The sequence below is a fragment of the Flavobacterium riviphilum genome (assembly GCF_055231795.1).
Genome location: NZ_JBUYSY010000002.1, coordinates 111827 through 126127, shown reverse-complemented (window position 1 = coordinate 126127; position 14301 = coordinate 111827). Strand labels below are relative to the sequence as shown.

The 14301-nt window shown below is 35.3% G+C and carries 14 protein-coding genes; 10 read left to right on the top strand and 4 right to left on the bottom strand.

The window, feature by feature from the left end; genetic code table 11:
• Positions 1–118 precede the first annotated feature (118 nt).
• Together ACZIX2_RS03240 and ACZIX2_RS03235 are read left to right on the top strand one after the other, a co-directional pair.
• Entirely contained in the window at positions 119–2650 is a 2532-nt protein-coding gene (locus ACZIX2_RS03240) for a PIG-L family deacetylase (protein ID WP_463338646.1), read from the top strand.
• Positions 2651–2777: 127 nt separating this feature from the next.
• On the top strand, positions 2778–4505 hold the full coding sequence (locus ACZIX2_RS03235; protein WP_463338645.1) for a sodium:solute symporter family protein: 1728 nt from the start codon (positions 2778–2780) through the stop codon (positions 4503–4505).
• Between the two features lie 106 nt (positions 4506–4611).
• Here ACZIX2_RS03235 and ACZIX2_RS03230 read toward each other — a convergent pair whose 3' ends face one another.
• The 4 genes from ACZIX2_RS03230 to ACZIX2_RS03215 form a co-directional block, all read right to left on the bottom strand.
• Positions 4612–5034, bottom strand: a complete 423-nt coding sequence (locus ACZIX2_RS03230; RefSeq protein ID WP_463338644.1) for an RrF2 family transcriptional regulator — start codon at positions 5032–5034, stop codon at positions 4612–4614.
• Positions 5035–5409: 375 nt separating this feature from the next.
• Positions 5410–5808 carry a c-type cytochrome gene (locus ACZIX2_RS03225; RefSeq protein ID WP_463338643.1) on the bottom strand — a complete coding sequence of 133 codons (399 nt, stop codon included), beginning with the start codon at positions 5806–5808 and terminating at the stop codon, positions 5410–5412.
• 164 nt (positions 5809–5972) lie between these two features.
• Positions 5973–7553, bottom strand: a complete 1581-nt coding sequence (locus ACZIX2_RS03220) for an NADP-dependent glyceraldehyde-3-phosphate dehydrogenase (protein WP_463338642.1) — start codon at positions 7551–7553, stop codon at positions 5973–5975.
• Between the two features lie 33 nt (positions 7554–7586).
• The gene (locus ACZIX2_RS03215) at positions 7587–7901 is read right to left on the bottom strand and encodes a rhodanese-like domain-containing protein (RefSeq protein WP_463338641.1); all 315 of its coding nucleotides are present in this window, start codon (positions 7899–7901) and stop codon (positions 7587–7589) included.
• Between the two features lie 283 nt (positions 7902–8184).
• Between ACZIX2_RS03215 and ACZIX2_RS03210 the strand changes: the two genes are divergently transcribed.
• The 8 genes from ACZIX2_RS03210 to ACZIX2_RS03175 all read left to right on the top strand — a co-directional run bounded on the left by ACZIX2_RS03210 (position 8185) and on the right by ACZIX2_RS03175 (position 14294).
• Complete coding sequence (locus ACZIX2_RS03210; RefSeq protein ID WP_463338640.1) at positions 8185–8811, top strand: Crp/Fnr family transcriptional regulator; 627 nt, start codon at positions 8185–8187, stop codon at positions 8809–8811.
• A 177-nt stretch (positions 8812–8988) separates the two neighbouring features.
• Positions 8989–9777, top strand: coding sequence for a sulfite exporter TauE/SafE family protein (locus ACZIX2_RS03205; protein ID WP_463338639.1), 789 nt, complete (start codon positions 8989–8991; stop codon positions 9775–9777).
• Between the two features lie 77 nt (positions 9778–9854).
• On the top strand, positions 9855–11267 hold the full coding sequence (locus tag ACZIX2_RS03200; RefSeq protein WP_463338638.1) for an MBL fold metallo-hydrolase: 1413 nt from the start codon (positions 9855–9857) through the stop codon (positions 11265–11267).
• 52 nt (positions 11268–11319) lie between these two features.
• Complete coding sequence (locus tag ACZIX2_RS03195; protein ID WP_463338637.1) at positions 11320–12150, top strand: methyltransferase domain-containing protein; 831 nt, start codon at positions 11320–11322, stop codon at positions 12148–12150.
• Positions 12151–12161: 11 nt separating this feature from the next.
• Positions 12162–12350, top strand: a complete 189-nt coding sequence (locus ACZIX2_RS03190) for a hypothetical protein (protein WP_463338636.1) — start codon at positions 12162–12164, stop codon at positions 12348–12350.
• Between the two features lie 8 nt (positions 12351–12358).
• Positions 12359–12661: a thioredoxin gene (gene trxA, locus ACZIX2_RS03185; RefSeq protein WP_463338635.1), complete on the top strand. Its 303-nt coding sequence runs from the start codon at positions 12359–12361 to the stop codon at positions 12659–12661.
• Complete coding sequence (locus tag ACZIX2_RS03180; protein WP_463338634.1) at positions 12658–12852, top strand: DUF6132 family protein; 195 nt, start codon at positions 12658–12660, stop codon at positions 12850–12852. Before trxA ends, ACZIX2_RS03180 begins: the two co-directional genes overlap by 4 nt.
• A gap of 101 nt (positions 12853–12953) precedes the next feature.
• Positions 12954–14294 (top strand): cytochrome ubiquinol oxidase subunit I, encoded by a 1341-nt coding sequence (locus tag ACZIX2_RS03175; RefSeq protein ID WP_463338633.1) that lies wholly within the window; start codon positions 12954–12956, stop codon positions 14292–14294.
• Positions 14295–14301 lie beyond the last annotated feature (7 nt).

The following is a 14301-nucleotide window of genomic DNA, read 5'->3' as shown; positions in this document are numbered from 1 at the left end:
TACATTTTTTGAATTTTCGTATGGTTTTTATACTATCTTCGTGAACAATTTTTTGGAATAAGAAAGCGGAAAATGCGCTTTTCTTGAGTTTTTGTTTATATTTTGAAACCTAAATTACATGCGACAATTTACAATTTACTTTAGTCTCTTATTTATTGTAACTGCTACTCCTTCATTTGCCCAAAAACCATCAAAACTAAACGCGGCCGAAATTTACAACCAAATACAAAAATTAAATTTCTTAGGGTCGGTCTTGTATATCGCCGCACATCCAGACGACGAAAACACCCGACTTATCTCGTATTTAGCCAATGACACTAAAGCACGTACTGCCTATTTATCGCTTACTCGAGGCGACGGAGGACAAAATTTGATTGGTCCTCAATTGCGTGAACAATTAGGAGTAATTCGAACTCAAGAGCTGATAGAAGCTAGAAAAATTGATGGTGGAGAACAACTTTTTTCTCGTGCCAATGACTTTGGCTTTTCAAAAAATCCAACCGAAACTTTGAATATTTGGGAAAAAGATAAGGTCCTTGCTGATGTGGTTTGGGCTATACGAAAATTCCAACCTGATATTATCATCAATCGATTTGATCATCGTTCGCCAGGAACTACCCACGGACATCATACCTCATCAGCCATGCTAAGTGTCGAAAGTTTTTCAATGGCTAACAATCCAAATGTATTTCCTGAACAATTAGCCTATGTACAACCTTGGCAACCTAAACGACAATTTTTCAATACGTCTTGGTGGTTTTATGGTTCCAAGGAAAAATTCGACGCGGCAGATAAATCCAATTTAATTGCACTACAAACAGGCGTTTACTATGCCAATATTGGTAAATCAAATCAAGAAATTGCCGCTTTGAGCCGTAGTTGTCATCAATCTCAAGGATTTGGATCAACAGGTACAAGAGGTGAAGAAACCGAATATTTAGAATTCTTAAATGGCGATAAAATATCAGCCAATGGCTCATTGTTTGACGGAATTGATACTTCTTGGAATCGCGTTAAAGGAGGAAAACCTATTGGAGAATTACTTACTTCCATAGCCAACACATTTGATTACAATCATCCCGCCGCCAGTATTCCCGATTTAGTAAGAGCCTACCAAATGATGCTTGATTTGAAAGAAAATCATTGGTCAAAAATTAAAGCAGAAGCTACCAAAAAAATCATTGCAGCTTGTAGTGGTTTGTACTTGGAAGCCGTTGCTTCTACTCAAGAAATTACCCCTGGAAGTTCCATCAATTTAAAGCTTGAAGCCATCAATCGTTCTGAAATTCCAATGGTATTAAAAAGTGTAACCACATTGCCGGATTCCACAACTTTTGAAAAAAACACTAGCTTGAAAAACAACCAACAGTTCACTTTTAACATAGAACAAAAGCTTTCTGATCAGCTTTCCTACACACAACCTTATTGGTTAGTAGAAAAAGCAACAGAAGGAATGTACAAAGTTAGCGACCCACTTTCCATCGGATTGCCAGAAAAAGAAAGAGAAATCAAAGTAATTTTCAACCTAGTTATCCAAGGAGTAAGCATCCCTATGGAGCGTACTGTGGTATACAAATACAACGATGATGTAAAAGGAGAAATGTACAATTATTTAGACATTGTACCCGAAGCTACCTCAACATTTAACGAAAAAGTAGTATTGTTTCAAAGTGAAAAAACTAAAACAATTGGGGTAAAAGTAAGAGCAGGTAAAGAAGGTATTAAGGGAATTGTCCAATTAGAAATGAATAAAGATTGGAAAGTTACCCCTGCTTTTATTGAATTTGAACTACAGCAAAAAGGAGAGGAAAAAACTGTATATTTCACAGTTACACCTCCAAAAAACAATCAAGAAAGCATTGCTAAAAGTATCGTAATTATTGGAGACAAACGATTAGACAAGAGCCAAATACTTATAGAGTACAACCACATTACCAAACAACAAATCTTACAAGCTGCCGAAGCCAAATTCTTAAAAACCGACATCAAAACCTACAACGAAAGGATTGCCTACATTATGGGTGCTGGAGACGAGGTTCCAGAAAGTTTAAAGCAATTAGGGTATCAAGTAAGTCTAATTAAAGCAGAAGAAATTACTCCCGAAAAATTGTCTTCATTTGATGTTGTAATGACTGGGGTACGCGCGTATAACACACTGCCGGCATTGGCCAACAAACAATCTATTTTGTTTGATTTTGTAAAAGAAGGCAAAACCATGATCGTACAATACAATACTACAGACGACTTGGTAACACCAAATATTGCCCCGTATCCTTTAAAAATATCAAGAGATCGAGTGACCGAGGAAAATGCCGAAGTACAATTTTTGGCACCAACTCATCCCATCTTGACCACACCAAACAAAATAACCCCTGATGATTTCAAAGGCTGGAAACAAGAACAAGGATTGTACTATCCCAATACTTTTGACCCTGCATTTACCCCTATTTTATCGGCTCATGACCAAGGCGAAACAGACAAAAAAGGAGCTTTATTGGTAGCCCCCTACGGCAAAGGAAATTACATTTATACCGGTTTAAGCTTTTTTAGAGAATTACCCGAAGGAGTTATCGGCGCCTTTAAACTTTTGGCCAACACGATTTCGTTAAAAAACACACCAAAAGTACCTCACCCTACTATCAAAAATTAAGACTAAACGACTCAAAATGAAGCCACCACAGAAAGAAATTTGGAAACGAGACTACACCATAGTACTCATAGCTAACATTATATATGTCTTTATTTTTACTGTCATCATGAAACTATTTGCTTAATCTATGGAATTATTTGATTGGATTATCCTGTTACTTACACTTTTATTCATCGTTTTCTATGGCGTTTGGAAAACCAAAGGCAGTAAAAATGTTGAAGAATTTATTTTAGGCAATCACGAGACCCCATGGTGGGTGGTTGGCTTGTCAGTCATGGCTACACAAGCTAGCGCCATCACTTTTTTATCTACTCCGGGTCAAGCTTATCATGATGGAATGGGGTTTGTACAATTCTACTTCGGCTTACCCATAGCTATGATTATGATTTGTGTAACCTTTATTCCTATTTATCATAAGTTTAAAGTCTATACCGCTTACGAATACCTAGAAAAACGATTTGACCTCAAAACGCGTTCCTTAGCCGCTATTCTGTTTTTAGTACAACGCGGCCTTGGTACCGGAATTACTATTTATGCTCCTGCAATAATTTTATCGGCTATTTTGGGCTGGAATATTACTTACATGAATATCTTTATCGGTATTTCGGTGATTATTTATACTTTTTCGGGTGGTACCAAAGCAGTAAATGTGACGCAAAAACAACAAATGTTTGTTATCATGTCAGGCATGTTTATCACTTTTTTCTTGATCTTACATTATTTACCTAACGATATGACTTTCTCTAGCGCTTTGCATATTGCAGGCGCTAATGACAAAATGAATATCGTAAATTTTTCTTACAATCCTGAACAAAAATATACTTTTTGGAGCGGAATAACCGGTGGATTTTTTCTTGCTTTGGCCTATTTTGGAACTGATCAATCGCAAGTAGGCCGTTATCTCTCTGGTAAATCCGTACGAGAAAGTCAAATGGGACTTATCATGAATGGTTTATTAAAAGTCCCGATGCAGTTTTTCATTTTACTAACCGGGGTCATGGTATTTGTATTTTTCCAATTTAACCCTGTACCCTTGAATTTCAATCCGAACAATAAAGTTTTGATTGAAAAATCGGCTTACAAAACGGAATATCATGCTCTGGAAAAACAACTCAGCGCCTTATCGGAAGATAAAAAAGTCATCAATTTATTATACATTGATCAATTGAATCAAGATTTTGATAATCCAACCTTGCGCAAAGAATTGGTCGTTTTATCGAATAAAGAAAAAGATTTGAGAGATCGTGCCAAAGAACTAATTGCCAAAGCAGACCCTGAAAGTGAGACAAACGACAAAGATTATGTTTTTTTCCATTTTGTATTGCATTATCTTCCTAAAGGACTGATTGGACTTTTGTTAGCTGTAATTTTATCCGCAGCCATGTCTTCTACAGCTTCGGGGCTAAATGCATTAGCATCAACCACGGCTATCGATATTTATAAACGCAATCAAAAAGGCGAAAAATCAGACAAACACTACCTCAACGCTACCAAATTTTTCACTATTATGTGGGGTATCATTGCTATCCTTTTTGCTTGTATCGGTACAATGTTTGAAAACTTAATTCAATTGGTAAACATTATCGGGTCTATTTTTTATGGCACTGTATTGGGGGTGTTTTTGGTGGGCTTCTATTTTAAAAAAGTAGGAGCAAATGCCGTTTTTTATAGTGCTGTAGTTAGTCAAATGGCTATTTTTATCATCTACTATTTCGCCATATATATTTATCCAAGTGGCGAAGAAAAACTTGGGTATTTATGGCTTAACTTTATTGGTGCTTTATTGACTATTTTCCTTTCAATACTCATACAGTGGACCAATCGAAAGACAGACACAATCATAGCAGAAAACTAAATTTTTACACACAAAAAAACATCCCAAAAACCACTTTCGAACTAGTGCTTTTTGGGATGCTTTTTTTAGAACTATATAGAATTCGAAAAATAATTTGCAGTGATTTTTACTCTGAAAGGTTAATTAACAATGAGGCTAAGGTAATTTTTTGCATCGATTTTAAAGTTTCATCACGAACCGAAATCAAACCTTGGCGTAAATGACATTCTTCTTCATTGGTACAATCTGAACATCGCTCGTAAAAATTTAGCGATGCACAAGGCAATAAGGCAATTGCTCCATCAAACAATCTGTGAACATCCGCTAATGTAATAGTTTCTTTCGATTTTAGAAGATAATACCCTCCCATCTTTCCTTGTTTACTTCCAACAAAATGTCCTCTTTTTAAATCCAACAGAATTTGCTCTAAAAATTTTTTAGGAATATTAGCACCTTCAGAAATTGCAATGGTTTTTGCAATTTCCCCCTCAGGCATTTGCGCCAAATAAAGTAAAGCTTTGAGTGCGTATTTTGTTTTTTGTGATAACATTTATTCAGATTTTGAGCTAAAATACAAAAAATTGATTCAAAGCAAGCATTTGCCTATTTGATCATGAGTTGAAAATAGATAAAAACTTAAAAACCACTCCAAAAAAATCTTGAAGTGGTTAATAAATTGAACCCAGAAACGCCTTTTAATTTATGATACTAATTCAAATGATAAAACAATTTAAGAACGAACTTACAGATCCAAAACACCAAAACAAAAATCACCATTCCAGAAAACAAAAAACTGATTAAGTTAATTACAATATTAGGAAAAATGCGCCATCGAACAGGTATATAATAAGGCTCACGATGCAATTGATCTTGAATTTTCTTGCTGACTATTTTAACTTTTTTACGAATGGTTTTAAATTTTTAATTATTGTTCTAGTGATCTAATATAATTAACCAATTTCCATCGTTGGTCTTCGGTTAACAATTCTTCATAAGATGCCATTGGTGGTCTTCCGTTGGTTAATTTCCAATAAATTTCACCATCAGTTTCTCTTTGCACTTTGAAAGCCAAAAAATTGGCAGGCTTTTTATCCAAGGTTAATCCGGCTAGGCCATTCCCTTTACCTTTTTCACCGTGACAAATCACGCACATTTGATCATATATTTTTTTTCCTTCAGCGGTTGATTTAGCATTGCCTTTGAATGGATTTTTCAAAGTTTTGGATTCAATTGGTGCTTTCCAATCTGACTTTTGAGCAAAGGCGATGGGACTTAGTACAATACACAACCAAAAAACAAAAGGCTTAGCATAGTTAGTTTTCATATCGAAATCGATTTAGTTTGTTAATCAAATTTACAATATATACTCTGTTTGTGGAATGACAAATATCATTTTTTACAAAAAAAATGTTAAATACTTATTTTTGCTTGCAAAAAAAAACACCTTCAATTGTTAAAAGAAGGTGTTTAAATGTAGGAAAATAGAGGTTATAATATATAATCTGTATTAATGAAATTGGATTCTTTACTATTTAACAAATTTTGTAAAATTTCATTATTATAGGTATTATCTTTTGAAGCTACAAAAGTTCTAATAGAGAAAGAACGCAAGGCATCATGAATACTTAGAGTGGCTACTGCCGAATCTTTTCGTCCGGTAAAAGGAAATACATCTGGACCTCTTTGACAAGAGCTATTCAAATTTACACGACAAACTAAATTTACTAAAGTATCAATTAAAGGGGCAATTGTTTGACTGTCTTTACCAAACAAACTCACTTGTTGGCCATAATTGGATTCTGCCATATCATTCAAAGGTTCTTGGATGTCTTTGAAAGTAAGAATAGGTACAATAGGTCCAAATTGTTCTTCGTGATAGACACGCATTTCTTTATTAACTGGAAAAACAACAGCAGGAAAAATTGCATTTTCAGTTCTTTGTCCTCCTTTTGCATTTATCACTTTGGCGCCTTTTGCGGTTGCATCTTGAATTAACTCCTGAATATAATTTGGCTTTTCTACTTCGGGTAAAGGGGTTAGCATCGCGCCTTTTTCCCAAGGATTAGCCAATTTTAGTTCATCTACTTTGGCTGCGAATCTTGCATTGAATTCTGCTGCAATAGATTCGTGCACGTAAATCAATTTTAGTGCTGTACAGCGCTGTCCGTTAAATGACAACGAACCCGTTATACATTCTTGAATGGTTAAATCTAAATCGGCATCAGGCAAAATAATAGCAGGATTTTTAGCTTCTAGACCTAAGATTAAACGCAAACGGTTTTTATTTGGGTGTTGATCTTGTAAGGCAATTGCAGATTTACTATTACCAATCAAAGCCAACATATCCACTTTTCCAGAACGCATTATTGGGGTGGCCACTTCGCGACCTCTACCATATACAATATTAATGGCTCCTTTTGGAAAACTATTTTTGAAAGCTTCTAACAAAGGAGAAATCAAAAGAACTCCATGTTTTGCGGGTTTAAAAATCACAGGATTTCCCATGATAAGCGCAGGAATAAGCAGTGAAAATGTTTCATTTAAAGGATAGTTATAAGGACCTAAACAAAGTACCACTCCCAAAGGTCCTCGGCGTATCATGGCATGAATACCTTGCACTTTGGTAAAGTGAGAGTTTTGTCGGTTCAACTCTTTTAAACTTTCAATCGTGTCATATATATACTCCACAGTTCTATCAAATTCTTTTTCAGAATCTCCAAGTGTTTTACCAATTTCCCACATTAGCATTTTTACAACCAGTGATCTCGTTGTTTTCATTTGAGTCACAAAGTTTTCCATACACTTGATTCGATCCACCACCTTCATCGTTGGCCACAAACCTTGACCTTTGTTATATGCGGCTTGAGCAGCTTCAACAGCTTCTAATGCTTCGGTTTCTCCCATAAAAGGAATAGTACCTAATAATGTAGGTGCATATTCTTCGGTAGAAGAAATGGTAGAATACACTGGAGTGGTTTTTCCAGTCCACTTACGCAATTCACCATTAACTAAATATGTATCTTGATTGATTAAGTCTGTAATTTGATATTCTTGTGGTATAACTTCCATTCTTTATCTATTTTATTTTAAAAAAATCTTTTATTAATCTGGAGCCACGATTTCTCCATTCCAAGCCAAAATCCCTCCAATTAAGTTAAATGTATTAGGAATACCTATTTCATTCATAATGGCACAGGCATTAGCACTTCGCATTCCTGAACGACAATAAACATAATAACTTTTAGTCTTATCTAAAGCTTCAATTGCTTCCATAAATTCTGCTTCTTGACGAATATCAATGTTTATTGCTGTAGGAATTACTCCATCATTAAATTCCTCTTCTGTTCTAACATCTAACATTACAGCATTGCTATCCGATTCAAATTGTGAGATCCAATCTTCTTGTGTTAAGTCCATAATTTTTTCGTTTTTGGTAAAAATACAATGTTTCGATTATAAATTTGACCCCAAAAGTGTTAAATAGATAATAATTCAAAGAAATCGTTATCGTAAATAAAATAAACCAACATAAACGTATTTTTCTTAAAAATTAATCAACATCTTTATTTTTTAACAAAAGAAACAAATATAAAACACAACAATACACTTAGAAGAATCAGATCCGCAATACTATCCTAAATAAATATTATTTTAAATTATCTTATCTTTGAGAATTCCACATCAAAAAAGCATATCAATAATGAGTACTACATTGCAAGCTTCTTTTCCTTCTTTTTCCAATGAACTAACTCAGGCCATTCATCAAAATGCCAAAGAGCAATTTTTTCCGTCAGGTACCATAATCATGCGAACGGGGCAATACATTCGCAATACTGTTTTAGTTATAAGTGGGAAAATAAAAATTTATCGTGAAGACGAAGATGGAGGCGAATTCTTCATGTACTATTTACTTCCGGGACAAGCGTGTGCTCTTTCTATGGTTTGCGCTACTCGAAGCGAAAAAAGCCAAATTATGGCTAAAGCAGTTGAAGATACCGAGTTAATTACAGTACCATTACAATTAATGGACCGATGGATGATGGAACACCGCACATGGTACGAATTTGTTGTGGCTACATACCGCAATCGTTTTGAAGAAGTATTAGAGGTGTTGGACAGTGTAGCGTTTAGAGCCATGGACGAACGTCTCGAATTTTATTTGAAAAGGCAAGTAGCTTCGAATGGAACTAACGATTTGAAATTATCGCATCAAGAAATTGGCATGGATTTGAATACTTCCCGAGAAGTAATTTCTCGTTTACTTAAAAAAATGGAACAAAGAGGTTTGGTTACACTTCATAGAAACCACATTGAGGTCTTATTTTAAGCGTAATTTTAAGTACCATTTGACAGCCAAAAATTAGTACCTAATATTCTATTCCTACACTCCTTTTTCAAAATTCATTATATAAAAGCTTCGAAAGTTTTTTTTGAAAAATAATGTGACAAAAATTACCAAAACTAAATCGATAAAGTCTCACCTTTGTATTCTAAAAGAAAAACAATGGAATACCTTGGTTATTTTGCATCCATTATTATTGGTATCTCTTTGGGGTTAATCGGAGGTGGTGGATCCATACTCACAATACCTATTTTGGTGTATTTATTCAAAATTGACCCAAAATTAGCTACAAGTTATTCTTTATTTATAGTAGGATTATCTGCTCTATTTGGAGGATTTACTCATTTTAAAATGGGAAATTTAAAATTAAAAGCTGCCCTAGTATTTGCTTTCCCCTCTATACTTTCGCTTCTAATCATTCGCGAAGTAATTTTCCCTCAGATTGCCTCTACTCTTTTTTCAATTGCCAATTTTCAAGTTTCCAGAGAATTCATGATTATGGTAATTTTTTCCATATTAATGATTGCAGCCTCCTTTTCAATGATACGAAAACCTACTAAAGAATTGGATACAAACGGAACTACAAATTATTTCCAATTGGGAATAATTGGATTTATTATTGGTATTGTTACTGGATTTTTGGGAGCAGGCGGCGGTTTTTTAATCATTCCTGCATTGTTGTTTTTCGCAAAACTTCCTATGAAACAAGCTGTTGGGACCTCACTCCTAATAATCTTCTTAAATTCTGCCATTGGTTTTGCTGGCGATTTATGGATTGGCACCCAAATCAACTATCCTTTTTTACTCTCCATTTCCACTATGGCATTACTCGGAATAATCATTGGCACGCAATTATCTAAAAGAATTGATGGAGCAAAGTTAAAACCTGCATTTGGATGGTTTATATTAATTATGGGAATATACATTATCATTAGAGAAACCTTTTTGTAATCATTTTTGAAGTGTAACAAAAATCACGTTTCATATCATAAATCAATTATACCTTTGTATTCTTAAAAATAGCTACCATGAAAATAGAACAAATTTATACCGGTTGTTTGGCACAAGGTGCCTATTACATTACATCGAACGGAGAAGCCGCCATCATAGATCCACTTAGAGAAGTACAACCTTATTTGGATCGTATAGAACGAGATAATGTGCAATTGAAATACATTTTTGAAACACACTTTCACGCTGACTTCGTATCGGGTCACTTAGATTTAAGTCAAGCCACTGGCGCTCCTATCGTTTATGGTCCTACCGCTCAACCAAATTTTGAGGCGGTTATTGCTACTGATAATCAATTATTTGAATTAGGGAATTGTAAAATAAAAGTTTTACATACCCCAGGTCATACTATGGAAAGTACTACGTATCTACTTCTTGATAAAAATGGAAAAGAACACGCAATTTTTTCTGGAGACACACTATTCATTGGCGATGTAGGACGCCCTGATTTGGCCCAAAAAGCAGCCAATATGACTCAAGACCAGTTGGCCGGAATTTTATACCATTCGCTAAGAGACAAAATCATGACTCTTCCTGATGATGTTATCGTTTATCCCGCTCATGGCGCTGGAAGTGCTTGCGGAAAAAACATGAGCAAAGAAACGGTTTCGACTATTGGGCAACAAAAATCAAATAATTATGCCTTAAGAGCCAACATGACCGAAGCTGAATTTATAAAAGAAGTAACCGAGGGATTGTTGCCACCACCAGCCTATTTTGGAATGAATGTCGCTATGAACAAACAAGGGTATGAAAGTTTCAATCTAGTACTTCAAAACGGAATGAAAGCTTGGTCAGCAGATGATTTTGAAAAAATGGCAGAAGAGTATGGAGCCCTTATTTTGGACACTCGAAATAGCAATGAGTTTTACAAAAGTTTTATCCCACAGTCCATAAACATTGGAGTCAATGGCGACTTTGCCCCTTGGGTTGGAGCTTTAATCGCTGATGTGAATCAGCCGCTACTATTAGTAACCGAAAAAGGTCTTGAAGAAGAAACGGTTACCCGATTAAGCCGAGTTGGATTTGATAAAATACTAGGTCATCTAGCAGGAGGATTTGATACCTGGTTAGATGCTAAAAAAGAAATTGACACCATTCACCGTATTACGCCAAAAGAATTTGAACAAAAAATTGATATCTCCAAAGACATCGTAATCGATGTGAGAAAAGAAAGTGAATACCGTGCCGAACACATAGTTGACGCCTTCAATAAACCCCTTGCTGCTATAAACGAATGGATAGAAACTATAAATCCAAAGCAACATTTTTACATGCATTGTGCAGGTGGTTACCGTAGTATGATTGCGGCTTCTATCCTTCAAGCAAGAGGATACAGAAATTTTACTGAAATTGAAGGAGGATTTAATGCAATTGCAAAAACCGACTTACCAAGAACTGATTTTGTTTGTCAAAGTAGAGTGTTATAAAAAACACTTTCAAAACAAAACTTTTTTATACATCAAATTCAAACCATTACAAATGAAAGACATTCAATGTTGCGTAAAACAATGTGATACTTCACTTGATGCCTCCTATTGGGATAAACAATATGAATCGAATACTATAGGTTGGGATTTAGGCACAATTTCACCACCCATACAATCGCTAATTGATGGCTTGACAGACCAATCCCTTGCGATTTTGATTCCTGGTTGTGGCAATACGTACGAAGCAGAATACCTTTTAGCCAAAGGATTTAGCAATGTTACTCTTATTGATATTGCACCCACCCTGATTGAAAATTTACAAAAAAAATTCATAAACAACCCTGAGATTAAAGTTATTCAAGGCGATTTTTTTGAGCATGAAGGGGCGTATGATTTGATTATTGAACAAACTTTTTTCTGTGCATTACCTCCATTTATGAGACAACGATATGTATGGAAAATGCATCAATTATTAGCCGAAAATGGAAAACTATCGGGGCTGCTATTCAATCGCCATTTTGATGTCAATCCTCCTTTTGGTGGTAGTACAATAGAATACCAATCCTTATTTTCTGATGCATTTGAAATCGAAAAAATGGAAGAGTGTACCAATTCGGTTTTACCAAGAATGCATTCAGAATTGTTTTTTAATTTCATAAAGAAAAAAGAGATTGTGGTGAATTTGTATGGCCTAACCGGAATTACTTGTTCCAATTGTGTACAGACCGTATCCAAAAAATTACTTGAATTACCAGGGGTTCTTTCGGCACAAATCAATAGCAATTTTTCCGATTTACTTTTGATTAGCACCCAAGAAATATCCTTAATTCAGCTACAGGAAGTATTAGCATACGAATCTCATTACACCATTACTAAAATTTAATACAACTTACCTTGAAAACAATAGTATTTACCAATTGGCATTTGATGCGCTGGATTCGATTAGCTTTTGCACTTTTCCTTTTTGGCGAAGCCTATGCAACAAGAGAATGGTTTTTCCTTCTTTTTGGAGCCTTTTTTTTACTACAAGCATTGTTTAACTGGGGATGTGGCTCTAATGGCTGTACGATTCCTAAAAAATAATCAATACGATGAAATCCTTTCAAGCACTTATACAAGCAGACCAACCCGTATTAGTAGATTTTTTTGCTACTTGGTGTGGTCCATGCCAAATGTTGGCACCCATTTTAAAACAAGTTAAAGAATCACTAGGCGAACGTGTGACAATTATTAAAATTGATGTAGACAAAAACCAATCCATTGCCTCACAATTTCAAGTTCGAGGGGTACCTACAATGATTTTATTCCAAAAAGGAAAACAACTATGGAGACAATCAGGGGTAGTCAACAAAGATGAATTAATCAAAATAATACTAGAAAAAAGCCACTCATGAGTAAACAAGGAATTATTGTAACAGGTATTGGAATTGGATTAGGATTACTCGCAGGATATTGGTACTACACTTCCGTAGGATGTACCTCAGGTGGCTGTGCCATCACCTCAAAACCATTAAACAGCACCTTATACGGAGGACTTATTGGAGGCTTAATTGGAAGCTTATTTGAGAAAAAACAAACAAAATAACTACTTTTCAAACGTTTTCTTAAATTTTTCTTAGTAATCTTTAAAAAATCACGGATTTTTCTTCATTCTGATTTACCTTTGCGTTATTAAAAACTCAAAAGATGGATGTTGAAATATTAGCAAGAATTCAGTTTGCCTTTACCGTTGCTTTTCACTATATCTACCCTCCCCTTAGTATTGGAATTGGGCTTCTAATCGTACTTTTCGAAAGTCTATATATTAAAACTAAAAACAAAGAGTACGAAATTCTAACTCGTTTTTGGATTAAAATTTTCGCCTTAACATTTGGAATTGGGGTAGCCACAGGTATCATCATGGAATTTGAATTTGGTACCAATTGGGCGGTTTATTCTCGTTACGTTGGTGATATTTTCGGAAGTGCTTTAGCCGCTGAAGGTTTATTTGCATTTGGTTTAGAAAGCACCTTTTTAGGAGTTTTACTTTTTGGTTGGAACCGAGTAAAACCATGGGTTCATTTAGTATCGGCTATCGGAGTATTTCTAGGATCGATGTTTTCTGCAGTTTGGATTGTTGTAGCCAATTCATGGCAACAAACACCAGCAGGCTATCATATCGTAGGCGAAGGCATGCATGCAAGAGCAGAAGTTACTGATTTTTGGGCTATGGTTTTCAATCCTTCAAGCATTGACAGGCTCATACATACTTGGCAAGGAGCTTTTTTAGCTGGTGCCTTTATGGTATTAAGCGTACACGCCTATTACTTAAGACGTGGGCGATTTGAAGCAATTTCCAAGAAAGCCTTTCCTATTGCTTTGGCTGTGGCAACAGTTTTTTCATTTTCACAATTGTTGTCTGGACACAGTTCTGCCGATGGAGTTGCGGTTAACCAACCTGCAAAATTAGCCGCCATGGAAGGCCATTTTGAAGCTAATGCACCTGCTGATTTATACCTAGTGGGTTGGGTCAACAAAAAAGACCAAACCGTTTCGGGTATTAAAATTCCAGGAGGGCTGTCTTTTCTTGTACATCAAGACTTTCAAACTCCTATCAAAGGGTTAAATTCATTTGATGAAAAGGATCGTCCTGGTCAAGTTAACGCTGTTTTTCAATTTTATCATATCATGGTTGCCATAGGAATGTTTTTAATTCTACTGACATTTTATGCCTGCATCCTTTGGTTTAAAGGAAAACTATTTGAAACCAAATGGCTTTTGGCTATCTTTTCCTATTCGGTACTACTTCCACAAATTGCCAATCAAGTTGGGTGGTTTGCCGCCGAAATGGGCAGACAACCTTGGGTTGTATACGGTCAATTGCGAACTAGCGAAGCCTTTTCTCAAGAAGTATCTGCTAATCAAATCGTATTTTCTTTAGTATTATTCACCCTTGTATATTCTTTACTATTGGCATTGTTTATTTATTCGGTAAACAAAAAAATAAAACAAGGCCCTTACGAACTCTCTGATGCAGTATTAAACTAGAAAAAAA

What these genes read in the sequence shown, in the direction of transcription:
- ACZIX2_RS03175 (WP_463338633.1), top strand. Translation starts at nt 12,954, where the DNA reads ATGGATGTTGAAATATTAGCAAGAATTCAGTTTGCCTTTACCGTTGCT.
- ACZIX2_RS03220 (WP_463338642.1), bottom strand. Translation starts at nt 7,553, where the DNA reads ATGGAAGTTATACCACAAGAATATCAAATTACAGACTTAATCAATCAA.
- ACZIX2_RS03240 (WP_463338646.1), top strand. Translation starts at nt 119, where the DNA reads ATGCGACAATTTACAATTTACTTTAGTCTCTTATTTATTGTAACTGCT.
- ACZIX2_RS03210 (WP_463338640.1), top strand. Translation starts at nt 8,185, where the DNA reads ATGAGTACTACATTGCAAGCTTCTTTTCCTTCTTTTTCCAATGAACTA.
- trxA (WP_463338635.1), top strand. Translation starts at nt 12,359, where the DNA reads ATGAAATCCTTTCAAGCACTTATACAAGCAGACCAACCCGTATTAGTA.
- ACZIX2_RS03200 (WP_463338638.1), top strand. Translation starts at nt 9,855, where the DNA reads ATGAAAATAGAACAAATTTATACCGGTTGTTTGGCACAAGGTGCCTAT.
- ACZIX2_RS03215 (WP_463338641.1), bottom strand. Translation starts at nt 7,901, where the DNA reads ATGGACTTAACACAAGAAGATTGGATCTCACAATTTGAATCGGATAGC.
- ACZIX2_RS03205 (WP_463338639.1), top strand. Translation starts at nt 8,989, where the DNA reads ATGGAATACCTTGGTTATTTTGCATCCATTATTATTGGTATCTCTTTG.
- ACZIX2_RS03230 (WP_463338644.1), bottom strand. Translation starts at nt 5,034, where the DNA reads ATGTTATCACAAAAAACAAAATACGCACTCAAAGCTTTACTTTATTTG.
- ACZIX2_RS03180 (WP_463338634.1), top strand. Translation starts at nt 12,658, where the DNA reads ATGAGTAAACAAGGAATTATTGTAACAGGTATTGGAATTGGATTAGGA.
- ACZIX2_RS03235 (WP_463338645.1), top strand. Translation starts at nt 2,778, where the DNA reads ATGGAATTATTTGATTGGATTATCCTGTTACTTACACTTTTATTCATC.
- ACZIX2_RS03195 (WP_463338637.1), top strand. Translation starts at nt 11,320, where the DNA reads ATGAAAGACATTCAATGTTGCGTAAAACAATGTGATACTTCACTTGAT.
- ACZIX2_RS03225 (WP_463338643.1), bottom strand. Translation starts at nt 5,808, where the DNA reads ATGAAAACTAACTATGCTAAGCCTTTTGTTTTTTGGTTGTGTATTGTA.